The sequence below is a fragment of the Clostridium sp. C8 genome (assembly GCF_001010885.1).
GTDB lineage: Bacteria > Bacillota > Clostridia > Clostridiales > Clostridiaceae > Clostridium > Clostridium sartagoforme.
In genome coordinates this window covers 209,472-231,872 of record NZ_LBMX01000012.1, presented here as the reverse complement: position 1 = coordinate 231,872, position 22,401 = coordinate 209,472, and the positions used below count along the sequence as shown (strand labels likewise).

At 28.9% G+C, this 22,401-nt stretch carries 18 protein-coding genes; 2 read left to right on the top strand and 16 right to left on the bottom strand.

Going from position 1 to position 22,401, the window contains the following annotated elements; translation table 11 throughout:
* Positions 1-188 precede the first annotated feature (188 nt).
* Positions 189-572, top strand: a complete 384-nt coding sequence (locus tag AAT22_RS02710; protein ID WP_016205676.1) for a VOC family protein — start codon at positions 189-191, stop codon at positions 570-572.
* 137 nt (positions 573-709) lie between these two features.
* On the opposite strand, the gene AAT22_RS02705 is transcribed toward AAT22_RS02710, so the two are convergent.
* From AAT22_RS02705 to AAT22_RS02670, 8 genes are all read right to left on the bottom strand, one after another.
* On the bottom strand, positions 710-1,471 hold the full coding sequence (locus AAT22_RS02705; RefSeq protein ID WP_016205677.1) for an alpha/beta hydrolase: 762 nt from the start codon (positions 1,469-1,471) through the stop codon (positions 710-712).
* A gap of 91 nt (positions 1,472-1,562) precedes the next feature.
* The gene (locus AAT22_RS02700) at positions 1,563-2,183 is read right to left on the bottom strand and encodes a TetR/AcrR family transcriptional regulator (RefSeq protein WP_047000167.1); all 621 of its coding nucleotides are present in this window, start codon (positions 2,181-2,183) and stop codon (positions 1,563-1,565) included.
* 196 nt (positions 2,184-2,379) lie between these two features.
* Positions 2,380-3,876 (bottom strand): glycerol kinase GlpK, encoded by a 1,497-nt coding sequence (glpK, locus tag AAT22_RS02695; protein WP_047000166.1) that lies wholly within the window; start codon positions 3,874-3,876, stop codon positions 2,380-2,382.
* Between the two features lie 33 nt (positions 3,877-3,909).
* Entirely contained in the window at positions 3,910-4,665 is a 756-nt protein-coding gene (locus AAT22_RS02690) for an MIP/aquaporin family protein (RefSeq protein WP_040436363.1), read from the bottom strand.
* Between the two features lie 92 nt (positions 4,666-4,757).
* Positions 4,758-5,318, bottom strand: a complete 561-nt coding sequence (locus AAT22_RS02685) for a glycerol-3-phosphate responsive antiterminator (RefSeq protein WP_016205681.1) — start codon at positions 5,316-5,318, stop codon at positions 4,758-4,760.
* 791 nt (positions 5,319-6,109) lie between these two features.
* A complete protein-coding gene (locus AAT22_RS02680; protein WP_016205682.1) occupies positions 6,110-6,832 on the bottom strand; it encodes an amino acid ABC transporter ATP-binding protein in 723 nt (240 codons plus the stop codon).
* Positions 6,819-7,466 carry an amino acid ABC transporter permease gene (locus AAT22_RS02675; RefSeq protein ID WP_040436367.1) on the bottom strand — a complete coding sequence of 216 codons (648 nt, stop codon included), beginning with the start codon at positions 7,464-7,466 and terminating at the stop codon, positions 6,819-6,821. The genes AAT22_RS02680 and AAT22_RS02675 overlap by 14 nt, the downstream gene beginning before the upstream one ends.
* 54 nt (positions 7,467-7,520) lie before the next feature.
* On the bottom strand, positions 7,521-8,342 hold the full coding sequence (locus tag AAT22_RS02670) for a transporter substrate-binding domain-containing protein (protein WP_016205684.1): 822 nt from the start codon (positions 8,340-8,342) through the stop codon (positions 7,521-7,523).
* Between the two features lie 369 nt (positions 8,343-8,711).
* Between AAT22_RS02670 and AAT22_RS02665 the strand changes: the two genes are divergently transcribed.
* Complete coding sequence (locus AAT22_RS02665; protein ID WP_047000165.1) at positions 8,712-9,800, top strand: PRK06851 family protein; 1,089 nt, start codon at positions 8,712-8,714, stop codon at positions 9,798-9,800.
* A 67-nt stretch (positions 9,801-9,867) separates the two neighbouring features.
* Here the strand turns inward: AAT22_RS02665 and AAT22_RS02660 are convergent, their stop codons facing one another.
* The 8 genes from AAT22_RS02660 to AAT22_RS02625 all read right to left on the bottom strand — a co-directional run bounded on the left by AAT22_RS02660 (position 9,868) and on the right by AAT22_RS02625 (position 22,314).
* On the bottom strand, positions 9,868-10,155 hold the full coding sequence (locus tag AAT22_RS02660) for a hypothetical protein (protein ID WP_047000164.1): 288 nt from the start codon (positions 10,153-10,155) through the stop codon (positions 9,868-9,870).
* 6 nt (positions 10,156-10,161) lie between these two features.
* On the bottom strand, positions 10,162-12,153 hold the full coding sequence (ligA, locus tag AAT22_RS02655) for an NAD-dependent DNA ligase LigA (protein WP_047000163.1): 1,992 nt from the start codon (positions 12,151-12,153) through the stop codon (positions 10,162-10,164).
* Positions 12,154-12,561: 408 nt separating this feature from the next.
* Complete coding sequence (locus AAT22_RS02650; RefSeq protein ID WP_047000162.1) at positions 12,562-15,867, bottom strand: UvrD-helicase domain-containing protein; 3,306 nt, start codon at positions 15,865-15,867, stop codon at positions 12,562-12,564.
* Between the two features lie 596 nt (positions 15,868-16,463).
* Positions 16,464-17,180, bottom strand: a complete 717-nt coding sequence (locus tag AAT22_RS02645) for a pseudouridine synthase (protein ID WP_047000161.1) — start codon at positions 17,178-17,180, stop codon at positions 16,464-16,466.
* Positions 17,181-17,543: 363 nt separating this feature from the next.
* Positions 17,544-18,287 (bottom strand): lytic transglycosylase domain-containing protein, encoded by a 744-nt coding sequence (locus AAT22_RS02640; protein ID WP_016205690.1) that lies wholly within the window; start codon positions 18,285-18,287, stop codon positions 17,544-17,546.
* A 56-nt stretch (positions 18,288-18,343) separates the two neighbouring features.
* On the bottom strand, positions 18,344-20,392 hold the full coding sequence (locus AAT22_RS02635) for a triple tyrosine motif-containing protein (RefSeq protein ID WP_047000160.1): 2,049 nt from the start codon (positions 20,390-20,392) through the stop codon (positions 18,344-18,346).
* A gap of 126 nt (positions 20,393-20,518) precedes the next feature.
* Positions 20,519-20,962: a YaiI/YqxD family protein gene (locus AAT22_RS02630; RefSeq protein ID WP_047000159.1), complete on the bottom strand. Its 444-nt coding sequence runs from the start codon at positions 20,960-20,962 to the stop codon at positions 20,519-20,521.
* Complete coding sequence (locus tag AAT22_RS02625; RefSeq protein ID WP_016205693.1) at positions 20,962-22,314, bottom strand: glucose-6-phosphate isomerase; 1,353 nt, start codon at positions 22,312-22,314, stop codon at positions 20,962-20,964. Before AAT22_RS02625 ends, AAT22_RS02630 begins: the two co-directional genes overlap by 1 nt.
* Positions 22,315-22,401: the final 87 nt, after the last annotated feature.

Genomic DNA, 22,401 nt, shown 5'->3' with positions numbered 1-22,401 from the left:
GCTCCAAGTCGCCAGAATATAATATCTATCTCCTTATATACTAAAGGTAATAATTCCTCATTTCATTCGGAATTATGAAAATTATCCATATATTTAGGAATTTACTCCTTAATTCTACATTCATGATTAAATGTTTAAAAAGGATGCTATAATTAAATAACAAATAAATTCAATTTATGGAGGTATTTATGAAGATAGAACATATTGCAATGTATGTAGAGGACTTAGAAAAAGCAAAGGACTTTTTTATTAAGTATTTTGGGGCAACTTCAAATGATTGTTATCATAATAAAAACACTAATTTTAGGTCTTATTTTTTAACCTTTGATGATGGTGCTAGATTAGAGATAATGAATAAACCACAAATGGAAAATGGAGAAAAAACTTTAACTCGTACTGGATATATTCACATTGCTTTTAGTGTAGGTAGTATGGAAAAGGTTAATGAATTAACTTCTAAATTAAAAAGTGATGGTTATGAAGTTATAAGTGGTCCAAGAACTACTGGAGATGGCTATTATGAAAGCTGCATTATTGGTATTGAAGATAATCAAATTGAAATAACTGTTTAGATAAATTCTAATTTCCTTTAATAATTAACTCTAACAACAACTAGTTGTTAGGGGGCAATTTAAGTACTGGTTTAAAATAACTATTAATATAAAAAATGAAACCCCAATAATATATTAATTATGAGACTAATATATTTCTATTCGCCTAAGATGGATGTGGTGAAAATAAGATTTTCTAATTTCTCTACATATTGCTCTGGGTGATTGATGCTTAGTTCCCCATGATAATACCCATCTAATATTTCTAATTTACTTCCTTTAATTATCTCTTGTGTTTTTCTAGCTGAAGCTTTCATTATTGCTCTTTCTTTTCCACCAACTAATATTAGTACTTTGGCAGAAGTATTTTTAAGAGTACTTTTAATCTCATACTTAGTATTAGCTTTCATAAAAGCAATTAGACTTTCCTTATTAATATTACAACTATCATAATAGTATTCATTAAACAAATCTTTTCTAATTTTTAAAGAATTGAATTGCAACTTTGAAAACCACTTTTTTGAAATTAGACCATAGAACATAGAAAAAGAAAAATCCACCATTTTATTAGTAACTTTCATTGGTATTGTTAAAGCACTTTCTATAATGGCATAGTCACAAATATCACTTTTCTGAGATAATATTTCAATAAGTATTTGTCCACCCAAAGAAAGCCCTCCCATCATTAGAATATGTCCACTACAATGTTCATCAATATATTCAATTATCCGACTTGCATTTTCTTCAATAGATATAAATTCTGCATCACTTCCTGAATGTCCATCTAAAATTGGAATAATAATATGAAAATTGTTTTTTAAATATTCAATTTCATATTTATAATTCCACCATGACAATCCACCACCATAAAGTAGCATTATAGTTTCTTTGTTTTCATTTCCATATTCTTTTATTATCATATTAATCAGCCTATCCTTTCATAAATAAACCTTGTAATTTCAAAATTAACCTTATTGGGATTATCACTATTGGTAAAATACTTTTTATCTTTTATTTCTCTTGTTCATTGTGCATATATACTTTTTTCCAAAATTCTATTAGTAATTTCATTTCCTTTTCAATTTCATCAACAACTATATTTTGAGAACGATACTTATTAAGCATAAATCCATCAACAGAGTACATTATCTCTTTATACATAAGTTTTAAGTCTATATCTGAACGAAAAACAGAAGTATCTATTTTTTCAAATACTTTAATTTCACTATCCAAAGTTGCATCTGCAAAACTTTTCTGAATGGAGTCCGCAATATCTGCTAACTGCTCATAATAGGCATTAAGGGAAAATGCATATATGTGAGGATATTTTTTCATAAGTGAACACTTAGCCGATAATGCCCTATATAACATTTCAAAAAAATCCTCCGTATCTAAGACACTATATTTTGAAGTAGCTTCCCTTGTTATTTCTATAGAGTGATTCCATAAATACATATATAATTCTTTTTTATTGGTAAAATAATGAAACAGTAATGACTTTGATATTCCACCCTCATTTGCAATTTCAGACATTGAAGCCTTTTTATAATTGTTTTCTGAAAAAACTTTATAGGCAGCATTTAATATCTTTTGCTGTTTATCTATTGGTAAATTAAAGAATTTAATATTCATAACAGCCTCCATTGACCATATCGGTTAATATGCTCTAATTATAAATCTATTGACCATTTCTGAGAAGACCATTGAAAATATAAATTCAAAAACAAATTTCTCCATTATCAATATTTTATAAACTCCGAAAGGAGTTTTTTCCTTAATTCTACATTCTTCATTAAAAAAGGGTTGCTTTCGCAACCCTATTTTTATCTTATTCTTCTTCCCACTTTAATGATCTCTTAACAGCTTTTTGCCATCCATGATAATACTTATTAACTTTATCAGCATCTAACTGTGGCTCAAATTCATCTGACATATGCCAGAACTTCTTAATTTCTTCTTTATCCTTCCAGAATCCTACAGCAAGACCTGCTAAGCATGCAGCTCCTAAAGCAGTAGTTTCTGATATTATAGGTCTAATTACATTTGTACCTACTATATCTGCTTGGAATTGCATTAAGAATTTATTTCTACTTGCTCCTCCATCTACTTTTATTCCCTTAAGTTCAGTTCCTACATCTTCCTTCATAGCATCTATAAGATCCTTAGTTTGATATGCTATAGATTCTAAAGCAGCTCTAATTAAATGGTTTCTATTTGCTCCTCTAGTTAAACCAAATATAGCTCCTCTTGCATACATATCCCAATGTGGTGCTCCTAGTCCAACAAAAGCCGGTACTATATAAACTCCTCCATTGTCGTCAACCTTAGTAGCAAAATATTCAGTATCAGCTGAATCATTAACTAGTTTTAATTCATCTCTAAGCCATTGAACTACTGCTCCACCAACGAAAACGGAACCTTCTAAAGCATATTGAACCTTTCCATCTAGTCCAATTGCAATAGTAGTTAAAAGTCCATTTTTACTTTCAACCATTTCTTCTCCTGTATTCATTAATAAGAAACATCCAGTTCCATAAGTATTTTTAGCTTCTCCCTTTTCAAAGCATGTTTGTCCAAATAATGCTGATTGCTGATCTCCAGCTATTCCAGCTATAGGAACCATTATATCACTCTTACCACCAAGGTTAGTATATCCATAAACTTCTGATGAATTTCTTACTTCTGGTAACATTGATTTTGGAATATTTAATTCTTCTAAAATCTTATCGTCCCATCTTAATTCTTTTATATTATAAAGCATTGTTCTAGAAGCATTTGTATAGTCTGTAACGTGAACTTTTCCGTTAGTTAGCTTCCATACAAGCCATGTATCTACAGTACCAAATAATAATTCTCCTCTTTCTGCCTTTTCTCTTGCACCCTCTACATTATCTAATATCCACTTAATCTTAGTTCCTGAAAAATATGCATCAACAACTAATCCAGTATTTTCTTTTATATATCCCTCTAACCCTTTAGCTTTTAAAGCATCACAAATATCTGCAGTTCTTCTACATTGCCAAACTATTGCATTATATACAGGGTTTCCTGTATTCTTGTCCCATACTATTGTAGTTTCCCTTTGATTTGTTATACCTATTGCTGCTACTTCATCTTGGCTAATATTTGTCTTAGCAATAACTTCTTGAAGAACACCATATTGAGTAGCCCAAATTTCTAATGGATCATGTTCTACCCATCCTTCTTTAGGATATATTTGTGTAAATTCCTTTTGGCTAATACCTAAAATATTTTGTTCCTTATCAAATACAATTGATCTTGAACTAGTCGTACCTTGGTCTAAAGCTATAATGTATTTTTTCATAATCTCTCACTCCCTCATCTACAATCCTATTTATTATAATTTTAATACAAAATCAAAAACTAAGCTACCAACAACTCCCCCAAGTATTGGTGCTATTACTGGTATCCATGCATATCCCCAATCTGAATCTATTTTGTTTTTCATTGGTAAGAAAGCATGTACTATTCTAGGTCCTAAATCTCTAGCTGGATTTATTGCATAACCAGTTGTTCCTCCTAATGATAAACCAATTGCCCATACTAATATACCTACTAAAAATGATGCCATAATTCCTACTGTACCAACGATTTCTCCACCAGAGCTTTGGAAAGTAGTTTTAAATACTTCACTATAAGTTATTCCTCTTATGCCTATTAATAATATAAAAGTCCCAGTAAATTCACAGATAAAATTGTATAAGTTACTTCTTATAGCTGGGGCTGTACAGAAGGTTCCTCTTACGTCTTCTCCAACTGTTGTTTCATCATAATGTAATTTGTAGTTAGCATATACTAGAAGCATTCCTACCATAGCTCCAAGCATTTGAGCAACAATATACATTAAAACTTTATCCCATGGAAATAATCCTGATGCTGCAAGTCCAATAGTTACTGCTGGATTTAAATGAGCTCCACCCATCCATCCTGTAATATAGGCTGCTATTGCTACAGCGAACCCCCATCCTGCTGTAATTACGATCCAACCTGAAGAATTTCCCTTTGTTTTTCTTAATACCACATTTGCAACAACTCCGTTACCAAGTAGAATTAAAATAAGAGTACCTAAGAATTCTGAAAAATAAGCTTGCATTTTGCTCTCCCCTTTTATAATTTTTTATAAAAAAACTACATAGAAATGCATAAAAAACACTCCTATGTAGATTTCTCTCCAGATCTCCATTTCTACATATACCAAATTTCCTTTTTAGTTGTAGATATACATGTTGCTCCACTTTTTAGTGTCTCCATTACATCTTCCTTATCAGAGATTAATCCTCCTGCTATTAAAGGCTTATTAAGAGTTAATGAAAGTTCTTTAATTATCTTAAATAGCAATCCTGGTAAAATTTCTACTGCATCACATTCTTCTACCAAATGATTCTTCATATTTTCCTTTGACAAACTATCTATCATAAATACTCTCTGTATCGCTATAAATCCAAGTTTTTTACCTGCCCTTATAACTTGAGATTTGGTACTTATTATGCCCTCAAATCTTGTGTTTTCCTTAATAAATCTTAACGCTACTTCCTTGCTAGAAATTCCTTCAACTAAATCAACATGTAATATTCCAGTTTTATTACTTTTATATATCTTTTCACTTATGGTCTTAATATTTAATATATCACCAAACAAAATAAAAATAACTTGAATATCACTTTGTAATGCTAGATCTAGTTCCTTTTCATCCTTTACAGCTGCTACTATAGGGTTGTCCTCTAAAAGACTTTTAAAATTATTCATCTCCCTTTAACTCCTTCTTTGTAATCATTTACAAAAGTGCTATTAAAATACTTAAGTATACCTTAATGACTTCAATATTAGTCTAAATACATATTAGATAAAATAGTAAATACTAAAAGTTTATCTTATTATAAATTCATTTGATACTTAGCTTTATATTTTTTAAAACTAAAAAAGAGCTTAGCAAAAAGAGGATATTACATCCTAGACTCTTGTGCTTAACTCTACATTCTCTTGCACTTATATAATAATTTTATCTTTATATTCTAATTCTATAATTAATATCTATATTTTACTATATATAAAATTAATAATCTATACAATTATTATAATACAAAATAAGTTTAAATTACAATATATTTATATTAATTTACATTTTTTTCAATTCATATCCTTTCCAGTTAATATTTCATATTTTTCTCAATATAAAATTAATAATTTAGAAATAAAACACTATATATTAATAATAATTAGTAATTAGTCATTATCATTTTTTTATCTGGCAAATATAAATACTCCATATCTTTTCATATCTTAACTTTCTTATACTTTTATCTTTCACTATTTCATTATTATATATATTATTATAATCTAATTTTATAACAAAAAATTAGAAAAGGTCATATAAGTTTCATTATTCCAACCTTTCACTCTAAGTCAACATGAACCTATATATGAACCTTCGCCACTAAAGGAAGAAATTATAAATACTTATTCTCATGATAAACTTTTTATAATTTATTAAAGAAAAAAATCAGCTTCGTATAAATACAAAACTGATTTTTAAATCTCTAAAGTACTTTTGATAAGAAATCTATAGTTCTTGGATTCTTAGGATTTGTAAATATTTCTTCTGGTACTCCTTGTTCTACTATATTACCGCCATCCATAAATATTATTCTATCTCCAACTTCCTTTGCAAATCCCATTTCATGAGTTACAACAACCATAGTCATTCCTTCTTTAGCTAGGCTTTTCATAACATTTAAAACTTCCCCAACCATTTCTGGATCTAAAGCAGATGTTGGTTCATCAAATAGCATAACATCTGGTTCCATAGCCAAAGCTCTTGCTATTGCAATTCTTTGCTTTTGTCCACCTGATAAAGATGATGGATAAGCATCAGATTTTTCTAGCAATCCAACTTTTGCTAGTAAATCTTTTGCTATTTTTTCAGCTTCTGCTTTTGATTTATTTTTTACATTTATAGGCGATATAGTTATATTTTCTAAAACTGTCTTATGTGGGAATAAATTAAATTGTTGAAATACCATTCCCATTTTTTCTCTTATTTTATTTATATCTATATTTTTATCTGTTATATTTTGACCTTCAAATATTATCTCACCATCTGTTGGTGCTTCTAATAAATTTAAACATCTTAGAAAAGTGCTTTTCCCAGAGCCTGAAGGACCAATTACAACCACAACTTCACCTTTTTTTATGTTTTCATTAATGCCTTTTAAAACTTCGTTTTCTCCAAAATACTTATGCAAGTTATTAACGTGAATCACTAGCCTTCATTCTCCTTTCTATATAATTCATAATTCTTCCAAGCGTAAATGTAATAACAAAATAGAATATAGCTGCAACAATTAAAGGTTCAAATGCTCTAAAAGTTTTTCCTGTAATGACTTTTGCACTATACATAATTTCTCCAACCCCTATTACAGATGCCATTGAAGATTCCTTTATTACTGTAACAAATTCATTACCTATAGCAGGTAAAATGTTCTTAGTTGCTTGTGGCATTATTATAAGCCTCATAGCCATAAATTGGCTCATTCCTAGACTTCTTGCAGCTTCTAATTGTCCCTTATCTACAGCATCTATACCTGCTCTTATAATCTCAGAAACATAGGCTGCTGAATTTAAAGAAACTGCTATAATACCAGCTGGTAGAGGATCCATATTTATATTTAATAACTGATCAAATCCATAATAAACTAACATAATTTGTAATAACATTGGCGTTCCTCTAATTATTTCTATATATGCTGTTGCCAACATACTTAGAGGTTTTACTTTTCCAATTTTAAATTTTGATCTTTTCATAAGAGTTAATAATGCACCAAATATAACTCCAAATAGAACACTTAAAAGTGATATTAATATTGTCCACTGAACACCCTTATAGAAATAATCCATATTTCCAGCTAATACACTAAAATCTAATGACAAGGCTTATACCCTCCTTAATAATTATTTTTGCTTTTCTGCCAATTCATTTGCTTCTATAATAAATTTATCTAATAACTTTTCTTCTTTAATTCTATTGATTGTAGCATTTACCTTCTCTAATAAAGCTTCTTGATTCTTTTGAATTCCTACTGCAGAACCACCTTCAGTATCTTTTACTTTTTCTTCTCCGATTGTAAGTTCTGGATTATTTTTAACTATCATTTGAGCAACTGGTAATTCTACTACTAAAGCTTCAATTTTTCCACCCTTTAAAGCAAGAACTAAATCATTAACATTTGAAAGTAATTGAAGATTTGCTTCTGGCACTTTCTCTTCTGCTATTTCTGCTTGAATAGCACCCATTTGTGCTCCAACCTTTTGTCCCTTTAAATCTTCAAATGTTTTATATTTATCTTTATCAGCTACTCTTACTAACATACCATGTTCAGCAGTGTAATATATATCTGAGAAATCTATTGATTTTTTTCTTTCCTCATCTGGAGTCATTCCTGATATAGCTAAATCTATTTTACCTGAAGAAACTCCAGCTACTAAATTTTCAAAATTCATATCTTGTAATTCTAATTCTACTCCAAGATCCTTTGCTATTTCATTTGCTATATCAACATCAAATCCAACTATTTTATCTTGTCCATTCTCATCTAATATATGAAACTCGTATGGAGCATAGTCTGCACTTAAACCAACTACTAATTTGCCTTTTTCTTTTATTTCTGAAAGTTTATCTTTAGCATCTTTCTTTCCACCACAGCTTACTAAACCTAATCCCATAACCCCAACTATAGTTACAGCTAAAATTTTCTTTATCATTCCTTTTTTCATTTCAAATTCCCCCTCTTTATAATTAATTACTTATTATGATTAAATATACAATCTCTCAAAATTGCGATAGCATAATTATACACCTATTTTTTATTTTTATTCAATACTTTTTTTGATTTTTTTTATATATTTTTATTTTTTATAATATTTTAATGAAAATATTATAAAAAACCATATTTTTAATTTGTAATATTAAAAGTATATGCATTTTTTTGTCTTTTTATTAATTGAAACTTTCTGTATATTTAAAAGTTGTTAGTTAATATTATACATAATATTAAATTTACTAATATTGTTTCACTTTCTAAATATACACATATATTATTATTGAAAATTAAATGAATAAAACAATTATTAGGAGTGATATACTTGACTTATCCAAAAGAAAGGCATCTTTTTCCAGGAGGAAATACTTATAAGGGATTTTTCTCATTTTATAAGTATATATTAACACAAAAAGATGCGAATAGAATTATCTGCATGAAAGGTGGCCCTGGAACAGGCAAGTCCTCTTTAATGAAAAAAGTTGCTGCCCACTTTAAGAATAAAGGATATTCTATAGAATATCATCATTGTTCTTCTGATAATAATTCTTTAGATGGAATTGTTATAAAGGAACTAGGATTAGCCATTTTAGATGGTACATCACCTCATATGGTTGATCCAATTCATCCAGGCGCAGTAGATGAAATCCTTAATATGGGGATTGCACTTGACACTGATGCTCTTTCTTCAAATAAGGGGAACATTATAAATATTTGTAAGGATATTAGCAATAATTTTCAAAGAGCTTATACATTTCTATCTTCTGCAAAGTCTATCCATGATGACTGGAGTAGATTAAATTCTAGTGCTTTGGAATATAGTAAAATAATAACTATATCTGAAAGCCTAAAAGAAGAAATCTTTAATAAGCAAAAACCTGGATTTGGTGATGAAAGACATTTATTTGCAACGGCATTTACTCCAAATGGAATAATCACTTTTGCTAATGACCTTACTAATGAATTTAAGCATAAATTTGTATTAAAAGGCGGTCCTGGATTTAGTAAAACAACTATTTTATTAGAAATAGGTAAACTTGCTCAAAAGAAAGGCTACTTCGTGGAATATATGCATGATCCGTTCATTCCTGAAAGAATAGAGCATATTTTAATTCCTGAAATTTCTACCTGTGTCTTAACAGAAAATGAAATTAGTCAAACTTCCTTTAATGGAAAATTATATAATATTGAAGATTTCTGTAATACCTCTATACTTTCAAGAAATAAGGAAGATATAAATTACAATAAAAAAGTTTTTTATGACTTAATTAATAAAGCTATTTTTTTAATTTCTGAAGCTCATAGACTTCATGATGATTTAGAATCTTATTATATAAACTCTATAGATTTTAAGGTATTAGATAATATTTATGAAGATGTAATTCAAAAATTTGAGAAATATGTTCCTCTTTAAAATCACAACTAAAATAATAAAATAGAAGTAGATTTTAAGCCTACTTCTATTTTATTTATTAGCTAATTTATTTTACTAAGTTTATTATAAAAAATAAACTTATAACAGATATAATTATACATATTGATGAATATATATATTTTTCTCTACCTGATCTGTATATAAAAAATCTTATTGCCCATAATGCCATAGTTAAGCATATTCCTATTTGTAATAATAGATAAGAATTAAATATAGGCATGATATTTATGAAATGATATGTGGTTAAAAAGGTAAGAACTATAATTACACTAGTTGCTATTGCAGCTAAAGTACATATTAATGTAAAAAAATCCTTAGCTCTAAATTTACCCATTTCTACTTACTCCTTTATTATAGCTTCAAACTCCTCTTCATTTAATACATTTACTCCAAGTTCGATAGCTTTATCCAATTTTGAACCAGCTTCATCTCCAGCTATTACAAAATCAGTTTTTTTACTTACACTTCCTGAAACCTTAGCTCCAAGTAATTCAAGCTTTGACTTAATATCTGTTCTTGAATAATTTTTTAAAGTACCTGTTACAACTACAGTTTTTCCTTCAAAAGGACTTGCTATTATTTCTTTTTCTTCAAACCTAGGATTAACACCAAGTTCTAAAAGCTCACTTATTGTATTTAATGTCTTTTCTTCTTTAAAGAACTCTAAAACGCATTTAGCTACAATTCCACCAACATCCTGTACTGAAACTAACTCATCAAAAGTTGCTCTTTTTAATCCATCTAATGACTTAAACTTATTAACTAAATCTTTAGCAGTCTTAACTCCAACATTAGGAATCCCTAAAGAATATATAAATCTATATAATTCACAATCTTTACTTCTTTCAACTGCATCTAATAAGTTTTGTGCTTTCTTTGGTCCAAACTTCTCTAACTGTAATAATTCATCTTTTTTAAGCTTATATAAGTCTGCTATAGATTTTATATCTAGCTTTTCAAATAACTGTTCTGCTGTTTTTTCTGAAAAGCCTTCAATATTCATAGCATCTCTTGATGCAAAGTGAACAATAGTTTTTACCATTTGAGGTTTGCATGAAAGAGTATTTTCACAGAAATAATGAACTCCATTTTGAACAAGATGTGCTCCACATGCTGGGCAAGCATTTGGAACATTTATTTCTTGTGTCTCTTCTAATGATTCTGTAACTACTCCCATTATTTCAGGAATAACATCATTAGATCTTCTTACAAAAACTTCTGAGCCTATTTTCACACCTTTTCTTCTTATATCATCTATATTATTTAAAGTTGCTCTTTTTACAGTTACTCCAGCTAGCTCTATAGGTTCTAGTATGGCAGTAGGGCCTACTCTTCCACTTCTACCAACATTCCATTCTACATCTAAAAGCTTTGTTGTAGCTTCTTGTGCTTCAAATTTATATGCTATTGCCCACTTTGGAAATTTCACTGTATATCCCATTAGCTCTCTTGTTCTTATATCATCAATAGCAATAACTACTCCATCAATATCATAATTTAATTCAAACCTTATTTCTCTTATATAGTCTATTTCTCTTTCTATTTCTTCAAGAGTAGTACAAAACTTAACATAATTATCTATTGGAAGACCTTTTTCCTTTATGAAGTCCAACATTTCTTCATATGTTTTAAAATCTCCGCCTTCTTTATATCCTACATCATAGAAAAATGCTGATAAATTTCTTTTAGCCGTTTCTTTTAAATTAAGATTTCTTAAAGCTCCCGCTGCACCATTTCTTAGATTTTTAAGAGGGATAACAGCATCCTTATTATAACTTTCAAAAGCTTCTGTAGTCATTATAGCTTCACCGTGAACCTCAAATACATCTTTACAATTTATTTTTAATGGTATTGATTTTATTGTTTTTACTTGTGCAGAAACCTCTTCACCCACTTCTCCATTTCCTCTTGTAGCTGCAGATGATAGTATTCCATTTTCATCATAAGTTAAATTTATAGTTAATCCATCAAATTTCTTTGTTAATACATATCTAGGAGCTGGTAAATTTTCTCCCCTTGAATTCATCTCTTTTATAAATTTTAAATTTCTATTATGCCAATCCTGTAGTTCTCCTACACTTTGAGCTTTGTCTAAGCTCCATAGTCTAGCCTTATGAGTATATTTAGTAAATCCTTCTAATATTCTATCTCCAACCCTTAGGGTAGGAGAATATGATAATACGTATCCTGTTTCGTCTTCTAAAGATTTTAGTTCATAATACTTTTCATCATACTCCTTATCTGTAACAGATGGATTATCTAATGAATAATATTCATAAGCATATCTATTTAATTCTTCTACTAATTCTTCTATTCTTTGCTTTTTATCCAAATAAAACACACCTCTTTTCCAGTGCACAGTTATCAGTTCACAGCGCACAGTTTTATTCAGTTGAGAGTTATCAGTTCACAATTCACAGTTTTTTGTTTCTAAGTTAATAGCTTATTTCAGTTTAAAGTCTTCCTGAATCTGTTTACTAAAACTTCTTTCATTCCTTATGGTAATTATTCTTTCTAAAGCTTAAACTGGCTATGAATTGTGCGCTGTTCCTTGTTACCTATTACATATTCTTTAATCGCTCACAACCCAAAATCAACTGTGAACCGTGCATTGTAAACTAATTCCTTTTACCTGACACTTGTTACCTGTTACCTAATGCCTCTTATTTAATCACTCACAATGCAAAATAAACTGTGAACTGTGCGTTGTGCACTGTAAACTAATTATACTGTTCCCTTTTTACATAAGTTCTAGGTTTGCTAATGAAAGCATTAATATTTTTACTCCTTGATTATCAAAAGCTATTGTAAGTTTTTTATCATCCCCTGAATTTGCTATTGATACTATTGTTCCAACACCAAATTTACTATGCTTTACTTTTCTTCCTATAGTAACATCATCCTTTGAAAGAGATGATTGTATATTTTGTTCCTTAGGTTTAGGCATATTTATTGAATTGTTTCTTAAACTATGTGGATTATTGTTTCTATTATCTCTTGGAAACATTGAAGTCCTAGCACTTTGTGCTGAATTATTTCCTGACACATATTCCTTTAAATCAGATTTTATTTCTGCTATAAAATCTGATTGAGCATATGCAACAGTTCTACCAAATTGTCTTCTAACTTCTGCTGATGTCATGAATAATTGCTCTTTTGCTCTTGTTATACCAACATAACAAAGTCTTCTTGATTCCTCCATTTCAGATTCACTATCAAAGGATGCTGTTCCTGGGAATATTCCATTTTCCATTCCAACCATAAATACAACTGGAAATTCTAATCCCTTAGCACTATGCACAGTCATTAAAACTATAGCATCATCTTCTTCTTTTAGTTTATCTGTATCTTGAACTAAGGAAACTTTTTCTAAATATGCTAAAAGGGTTTTATCTTCACTGCTTCTTTCAAAATCAACTGCATCAGAAACTAACTCCTTTAAGTTTTCTATTCTGCTTTTATCTTCTATTTCTTTTGATTTTTCTAATTCTGATATATATCCAGTTTCCTTTAATATAGTTTCAATTAAGTTAGATACAGGTAGTATTTCACTTAATTCCATGAACTTATCCATCATTTCCATAAAAATTTCTATTCCACCACAATTTCTTGCTGTAAGAGTTGGAATATTTCTTACTGTACTTAAGGCATCCCATAAAGGTAATTCATAATCATCTGCAAAGTCAATAACTTTATTTACCGTTGCATCTCCAATACCTCTCTTAGGTACATTTATAATTCTTCTTAAGCTTACACTGTCTGTAGGATTAACAAGTACCTTCAGATATGAAATCATATCCTTAATTTCTTTTCTATCATAAAACCTTGTTCCGCCTAAAATCCTATAAGGTATAGCCTTTCTTCTTAGACTTTCTTCAAATATACGTGATTGAGCATTTGTTCTATAAAGAATTGCAAAATCTTTATACTTTTTCTCTTCTTCTTGCTTTATTTTATTTATTTGAGTTGCAACAAAATCACCTTCATCACTATCTGAATAAGCTCTATAAACTTTTATTTTATTTCCTGATTCTTGTTCTGTTCTTAAAACTTTACTTTTTCTATTTGCATTATTTACAATTACAACATTGGCAGCATCTAATATATTTCCTTTTGAACGATAATTTTGCTCAAGCTTTATAACTTTTGCCTCTGGATAATCTTTTTCAAAGTCTAATATATTTCTTATATCTGCACCTCTCCATTGATATATACAATTATGAACAACTACATCATTAGCTATATAATTTCTTGCATTATCTATATTTAAATCATATACATAACCTTCATAATCTTCGATTTCTACTGAAGTTATAATATCTTCAATTACCTTTTTTCCCTCTAAAACTGCAATTGCCATTCCTTCCTTCATGCTTCCCAAAGGCATGAATTTAAAGGTATTATCTGATGTTAATTTTGCTTTTCTAAAAACCTCATAAGCATCTTCTACAGATGCAAGCTTGCTTGAAAATTCTTCAGCATCATCATACAAGGCACGTTCCGTTTCTACTCTAAAGGTATTTCTTTGCCCATTTCTAACATTAAATCCAGCTTCAATAAGCTTATTTTTACTTTCTTCCCCTGATGAGTTTAAACCTATTCTATGTGAATATAAACCTCTTTCTTCACATTTACGTCCACCAAAGAAGCTTACATTTACTATCTTTCTTACACTTTCTCCCCTTATTACAGCTGAACTTATATGATGAGGATAATCTAAATAAAGATATTCTTCATCCATTAGCTTTTGTGCACTATCATATGTGTTTATTTCTTTAAACAATTTATTTATTTGTTCTTGAGTTAACGAAATATGTCTTCCTCTTGAATTAAACACAACCTTTGGAATGCCATATTTTACAGAATAGTATTCTTCATAATAAGTGGCTTCACCTCTTGAATTACAAACCTTTATTATCCACATTTTATCTGCTTGCTCTCCATTTAGTCTTACAGCCAATCCACTTACATCAATACCTTTTCTGCTTCGTACTGCTGAAGTTTGACCTATTCTATATCCAAAACCTTTTTTATACATCAAATAAACATAGTATTTATCTTCTCTCACAGTAACTCTTGCAAAACTTATGTGATTTGGTGTTCCCTTTATTATCTTTCCAGTATTTGTAGTTATCCTTACCACTGTTCCATTATATTCTCTTTTAGATATATCTTTTATTTTTAATAAAGTACTTTCTCCATTTCCTGCTGCCACTCTAATTTTATCTGAAGCCTTTAATTCCTCTATTTTATAAATTTTATCTTCACCTTGAATTAATGTTCCTTCAACTAGGCATTGGTCATCATCACCCACCACACATACATTTTTGTATTTTTCCGCTAAAAGTCTAACTAATTCATATTGGACCTTATTAGTATCCTGATATTCATCCACCATAATATATTGAAATTTTCTTTGATAAAACTCCAATGTTTCTTTATCGGTTTTAAATAATTCTACAGTTTTGGCAATTAAATCATCAAAGTCTAAAGCATTATTTTCCTTAAGCCTCTTTTGATACATTTGATATACATCGGCTATTTTCTTTTCTCTAAAATTACTTTCATGCTCTCTCATGAAACTTGCAGGGCTTTGCATATTATCCTTAGCCTTACTAATTTTACTCATTATCTCTTGTTCTGTTATATCTTTATCATTTATATTTAAAGCTTTCATACACTCTTTTATAAGTGTCTTTTGATCTGAAGTATCATATATTGTAAAACTTCTTTTATATCCTAACTTTTCTATTTCTCTTCTAAGGATTCTTACACAAGTTGAGTGAAAAGTAGATATCCACATATCCTCAGCTCTTTCACCTATTAAAGCTTTAACTCTATCCTTCATTTCTTTTGCAGCTTTATTAGTAAAGGTAATAGCCAATATTTTATATGGTAAAATTCCTAAATCATCTATCATATGAGCCATTCTATGTGTCAAAACTCTGGTCTTACCTGAACCAGCTCCTGCTAATATTAATACTTGACCTTCTATAGTAGTAGCCCCTTCATATTGTTCTTTGTTAAGTAATGACTTTAAATCCATTTGTACAGACTCCTTTCCTATTACTAACATATTATAACATACATATCTTTTATATTGTTGCCTAAAAGCATTAATTAGATTACAACTATTTGTATATATTTTCCTTATTGTAATTTTATACTCTTACCTTATTTCAGTCAATCAACATAATTAATTTATCTTTTTGCAATAATACTTTCATTATTTAATATTAATGATTTTTTTATTTCAAATAAATCATACACAATTCTTAAAAATGCAATTTTTAAGAATTTAATATTCATAAAATTACATATTAAAATAATGTTTAGTTTTATTTTAATATATAGTCAAGTAATTCAACAGACCTCTCTGAAAATGTTTACCTTCCTTAAATGTTATAATTTTATATAAGGTAAACGTTTATATATAAAAATGAACAACAAAAAACGCAACCCTTGGGGCCAGGTTGCGCTTTAGCAATAAGCAATAAATAAAAAGGGGGCTATTTATTCCTTTTATTTATCCTTGCAAAAACATTATAGTGCATCTCATTATAAAATGCAAGATATTTTGATAATATTATTGTAAAGTTTGTTCTTTGTGAATGTTAAACATTCACTATATTTAAACGTTCGTTAAAATCCTTTTAAAGTAGCTACTTCCTCATCTGTTAATTCTCTATATTCGCCCTCTTCTAAATCCTCATCTAATTTTAATGTTCCAAACTCTACTCTTTTTAAATAAGTTACTTTTTTATCAACTGCTTCGAACATCCTCTTTACTTGGTGGAACTTGCCTTCTTGAATAGTAAGCATAACCTCTGACCCCTCTTCAGAAGCTTTAATAATTTCAAGCTTAGCCTCTTTGCAAATATATCCATCATCTAACGTTATTCCACTTTCAAATTTCTTTATATCACTATCTGTCACCAATTTATCTATTTTTGCATAATAAATTTTATCCACCTTCCACTTTGGGGATATAAGCCTGTGGTTTAACTCACCATCATTTGTAAGTAATAATAACCCAACTGTATCCTTATCCAACCTTCCTATAGGAAACGGATTAAACACTTGATGCTCTATTTCTAATAAATCAATAACAGTTTCATCCCTATTATCAAAAGTTGCAGAAATAACCCCATCAGGCTTATTCATCATTAAGTATATGTACTTTCTATAAAATATTTCTTCTCCATTTATAGAAATCCTGTCTACTTCAGGATCAACCTGCATACCATTATCCTTTACAATTTCACCATTTACCTTAATAAGTCCCTTCTTTGCAACCTGCTTAATTTCTTTTCTAGTTCCATATCCTAAATTAGATAAAACCTTATCTAGTCTTTCCATTAAAGCACCTTCTTTCTTAATTATTATATTGAGCCTTTATCACTTATTTTATTACTTAAAATCAAAAGACACAAGGAGAGAATTAACAATTGACAATTGACAATTGACAATTAACAATTAACAATTAACAATTAAAGTTAATTTTTTTACATAATCCTTGAAATTAAAGGTGAAAAAGTTAATAATAAAATCCTTTTATGCTCTAAATAAATTGGCTAAATCAAAAAAATAATGGACATAATCCTCAAAAATTATATCCATTACTAATTATTCATAACTCATTATTTTATTTTTTATAATTCTGCATAGACGAATTATTTCCCTAACTTTTTACTCTTTACCTTTTTCACTCTTTCATTTCTCTTACGCATTATTACTATAGTTTCTATAGTTGCTTAGTATTTTGGGAACATAATTTTGAGTTTCTTGTGGCATTTTATATAAATCACTAGCAGATTTAACCCCTCTTCTCTCCATTGTTCCAGGCCCACCGTTATAAGCCATTAGTGCCATTTCTAAATTTCCATTATACATATCTAAATATGATTTAATATGTTTAACTCCAGCTTCTATATTTTGATCGATGTCATATGGATTGGTTAATCCATATGCTTCTGAATTAAAGTCCATTAATTGCATAAGACCCTTTGCACCTGCTGATGAAACAGCATTAGGATTAAAATTTGATTCTTGCTTTATTATAGCTAGTACTAAATTTTTATCTACTCCATATTTTTGTGAGTATTTATCAACAGTAGAATATATTTTTTCCACATCAACTGTAGTATCTTGACTTAAATCTGTGTATAAGTTATCAAAACTTATGTTTAAACTTGTATCACTATTTGTTCTATTTAAATATAATTCCCCTGTTTTTATAGGTTCAGTTCTTATTCTAAGAGGAATATTTTCAAGTTTTTGTCCTACAGCTGCGGGAATATAACTTTCTGAACTTTCTTCATTATTGCTATTAAAAATATTTTCTTCATTACTGTTTAATAATGCTTCATAGACAATATCAAATTCTGGTCCATCGCCTATTGCTTTTTTTAAAGCTTCTTTACTAACAACGCTTCCCATAAACTCTTCTACTTTAGAAATATTCACATTTGTTCCCCCCGAATTTTACTTTTGCTATAAATATCGTATTAATTATACTATTCTTAAGCCTTAACTTCAAATTCTAATAATGTATAATCTTCATAATTAATCTTTTTATAGTAACTCTTGCTAAGTACTAAAATTCTATAATTTCCTATTGAAAATGGTAAAAAAGTATAATAATTTTTTCTACTATAACTTTGTACTCTTACCCAATTTCCCTTTTCCATAATATAAAATTCATAACATACTTCTTTTCCGCCTTCGCTACTTACATCAAATGTTACTTCATTATTAGCAATAATATTATTATTTCTTATTATTATTTTTGTGTTACTAACTGGAATAGCTTCATGAACATAAAGTGATAATTCTTTTTTTATATCATACTCTTCATTACATAATATATTTTTCGCATAAATTTCAAAGGTATATTTCCCTGAACATTTTGGCTTTAATCTCAATCTTTTACTTTCAATAAATCCTGTGTCTTCAACTTCATGTCCATTTATTTTCGTTACATACCTTAATAAAATATTCTTAGTATTTTGTACTATTGTTTCAAGTTCAATAATATCTCCAACTAAATATATTTCTTTTGGTGAAAGTAATACATAATCTATTTCAGCTTCTTCATAATCTCTCACTTTAAAGAATATAAAATCATGACAATCATATTCTTTAGATGAATATTTATCTATTACTCTAATTTCAACTTCATATTCTCCACTTTCCTCTGGAGTAAAGTTAACCCAATTTGTTATTCCATAATTACTTCTTTCTTTTTCTTTGCCATTCTTATAAACAACAAAAGAATATTTAAGTTCTGTTCCACCCTCTGCTTTAACCTTAATATTTATAGGTTCATTTTTTATGCATCCTCTTGTTTTGCTTGCTGTTATATCTGTTATTTTTACAGGTTTTTCACCCTTCTTATCTATTTTAAAATTCAACTCTCTTATATCTTCATAATCACCATCGAAGGAAATATCTTTAACTTTTAATATTATTTTATAATCTCCTTCAATTTTAGTCTCCCAATTAAAGTTTCTTGATCTTATATATCCTGTATCTTCAGCAACTGGTCCTTCAACTATATATCTATACAGTATTTCCTTTCCCCCTATTACCGAAGATTTAAATAGTATATTGCTTCCTTCAACTTGAGGTGAATTTGAATCAGAAGAAAATTTTCTTATTTTTATTTCATCATAGGCTTTTACAGAATATATCATGCAAGCTCTATCATCATATTGCTTATTAGAAAAAATATCTCTCACATAACATAATAACTTATAATCTCCCTTTTGCTTTTCTGAAATTGATATTATATTTTTAGTGGAATAATCCTGTACACAATTTATTCTTCCATTACTATCCATTCTTAAAAACTTATATAAAATTGTTCTACTATTATCACAGTTTACGCCTACCTTAAATATCAATTCTTCATTTATTAATAAATTTTCACTTAAGCATTCAAAAGCATTTATTTCTATAATTGGCTGCTCTTTTACTTTAAATATCACAGTTGTAAAATCATCTACATTTTCCTTTGATGATGGTCTTTTGCATTCAATTAATATTTCACCATCTTCTGCCTTTGTTGTTGTATAAGTTAACTTATTTTCTATACTGTAGTCTTTAAGAGGTTCCCATCCTTGCTTTCCTTTAACCCAAAATCTATATAATAATATTTCTTCATCTTCTGATGCAAGAACTTCTAAGTTTATTTTATCTCCTATAACTAAAGATGTCTTATCTATTATTATATCTTTTATCAACTTATTATTTTTATTGTTGTTTTCTAAAACATCTTTTTCTTCTATCCCCTTTATTTGATAACTTATCTTTGTATTTTTAATCTTTTTCGAATTTTTATCTTTATATTGGACCATTATCATATAATCTCCTGATTTTCTTGGTCTCCATTGACATTCCTTTTTATCTGAAAAATCTTGAATTGGCTTCCAAGTTAAATTTCTTTCTCCTGGAGCACCTTCTAAAAACTTGCACTCTACTTCGCTTTCTTCTGGCAGCACTTTTATATTTATTTTTTCATCTACTAATGATGGACTTTCTTTATCAAAAGTTATTAATAATTCACTCATATCTACCCACCCTATTTTTCTCAATTTTCCCTAATATTATTATACAGTTTACATAACAAAATATAAAACGAAATTTGTCATCAATAAAAAAAAATAAGGATAAACCGTCCTTTATATTTCTACAGTTTATCCTTTTAAATTACATTCTATTATTCTTATTAAGTTTTTCTTTAGCCTTATATCATCTTCTATTGTTCTTTTCTTTGGATTTGAGGTTCTTCCACCTGCTCTTCTAATTTTCTGAGAAATATGCCTTTCTTCTAGCATTCTATCTATATTCTCTTCTGTATATAAATATCCCTTTGGGTTTAATATATGAGCTTTTTTTCCTAAGCAAATTGCTGCAACACCGTAATCTTGACTAATTACTACATCATTTGACTTACAATAATTAACTACATACATATCCACACTTTGAAATCCACTATCTACAACTTTAACTTCTCCGTAATCTAAAGTTATAAAATGATGTATATCACAAAAAACTATTAATTCTAATTCATATTTTCTTGCTACATCTTGAATTATGGAGATACCCGGACAGGCATCTCCATCTACTATAATTCTCATTATTTTAATTTTGCTTCCAATTCAGCTTTTAATTCTTCATATCCAGGTTTTCCTAGTAAAGCAAACATATTTTTCTTATATGCTTCAACTCCTGGTTGATCAAATGGATTTACTCCTAGTAAGTATCCACTTATTCCACAAGCTTTTTCAAAGAAGTAAACCATGTATCCAAAGTAATATGGGCTAAGTTCTGGGATATTTACTACCATGTTTGGAACTCCGCCATCATTATGTGCTAATAAAGTTCCATTAAATGCTTGTTTATTAACAAAATCTATAGTTTTTCCAGCTAAGAAATTTAATCCATCTAAATCTCCTTCAGCTTTTTCTATAGTAAGCTCTCTCTTTGCCTTTTCTACATTAAGAACAGTCTCGAACATTATTCTATTACCCTCTTGGATAAATTGTCCCATTGAGTGTAGGTCAGTTGAAAAGTCAACAGCTGCTGGGAATATTCCTTTTTGATCTTTTCCTTCTGATTCTCCAAATAATTGTTTCCACCATTCATTAAAGTAGTGTAAACCTGGCTCATAGTTAACTAAGATTTCTATATCTTTACCTTTGTTGTATAATGCATTTCTCATTGCAGCATATTTATAACAATCATTATTTTTTAAATCTGCTGTAGCATATGCCTCTCTTGCATCTGCAGCTCCTTGCATCATTTCATCTATATTAATTCCTGCAACTGCTATTGGTAGTAAACCAACTGCAGTTAAAACTGAAAATCTTCCACCAACATCATCTGGAATTACAAATGTTTCATACCCCATTTCATTAGCTAATGATTTTAATGCCCCTTTACTTTTGTCAGTAGTTGCATAAATTCTTTCCTTAGCTCCATCCACTCCATATTTCTTTTCCATATAATCTTTAAACACTCTAAATGCTATTGCAGGTTCTGTTGTTGTACCTGATTTCGAAATAACATTTACACTTATATCAATGCCTTCTATTGCATCTAAAAGATCTGCTAAATATGTTGAACTTATATTATTTCCAACAAAGAATACCTTTGGGTCATTTCTTTTATCATTTCCTAACACATTATGAAAATTGCTATTTAACATTTCTATAGCTGCTCTAGGTCCTAGGTATGAACCACCAATTCCTATAACTATCAAAGCTTGTGAGTTTTTCTTAATTTTTTCTGCTGCATTTTTTATTCTTGAAAATTCTTCTTTGTCATAATTGACAGGTAAATCAAGCCATCCCAAAAAGTCATTTCCTGCACCTGTTTTGTTGTGAAGAGTATCATGTGCTGCTTTTACCATTGCTTCCATATGGTCTAATTCTTGTAATTTCGCATATGGTTCTACTTTAGATAAATCTAATCTTAAACCTTTATTCATAACTATACCTCCGAATTTTTCATTGTGTATTTTTCCTTTTATTTCTTTTATATTATATCATATTTATAAATCTATGCTTTATTTTTT

Bases quoted from the DNA above. Each gene is read 5' to 3' on its own strand.
- AAT22_RS02710 (WP_016205676.1), top strand. From the start codon at position 189: ATGAAGATAGAACATATTGCAATGTATGTAGAGGACTTAGAAAAAGCA.
- AAT22_RS02705 (WP_016205677.1), bottom strand. From the start codon at position 1,471: ATGATAATAAAAGAATATGGAAATGAAAACAAAGAAACTATAATGCTA.
- AAT22_RS02700 (WP_047000167.1), bottom strand. From the start codon at position 2,183: ATGAATATTAAATTCTTTAATTTACCAATAGATAAACAGCAAAAGATA.
- glpK (WP_047000166.1), bottom strand. From the start codon at position 3,876: ATGAAAAAATACATTATAGCTTTAGACCAAGGTACGACTAGTTCAAGA.
- AAT22_RS02690 (WP_040436363.1), bottom strand. From the start codon at position 4,665: ATGCAAGCTTATTTTTCAGAATTCTTAGGTACTCTTATTTTAATTCTA.
- AAT22_RS02685 (WP_016205681.1), bottom strand. From the start codon at position 5,318: ATGAATAATTTTAAAAGTCTTTTAGAGGACAACCCTATAGTAGCAGCT.
- AAT22_RS02675 (WP_040436367.1), bottom strand. From the start codon at position 7,466: ATGGATTATTTCTATAAGGGTGTTCAGTGGACAATATTAATATCACTT.
- AAT22_RS02670 (WP_016205684.1), bottom strand. From the start codon at position 8,342: ATGAAAAAAGGAATGATAAAGAAAATTTTAGCTGTAACTATAGTTGGG.
- AAT22_RS02660 (WP_047000164.1), bottom strand. From the start codon at position 10,155: ATGGGTAAATTTAGAGCTAAGGATTTTTTTACATTAATATGTACTTTA.
- AAT22_RS02650 (WP_047000162.1), bottom strand. From the start codon at position 15,867: ATGGATTTAAAGTCATTACTTAACAAAGAACAATATGAAGGGGCTACT.
- AAT22_RS02645 (WP_047000161.1), bottom strand. From the start codon at position 17,180: ATGGAAAGACTAGATAAGGTTTTATCTAATTTAGGATATGGAACTAGA.
- AAT22_RS02635 (WP_047000160.1), bottom strand. From the start codon at position 20,392: ATGAGTGAATTATTAATAACTTTTGATAAAGAAAGTCCATCATTAGTA.
- AAT22_RS02630 (WP_047000159.1), bottom strand. From the start codon at position 20,962: ATGAGAATTATAGTAGATGGAGATGCCTGTCCGGGTATCTCCATAATT.
- AAT22_RS02625 (WP_016205693.1), bottom strand. From the start codon at position 22,314: ATGAATAAAGGTTTAAGATTAGATTTATCTAAAGTAGAACCATATGCG.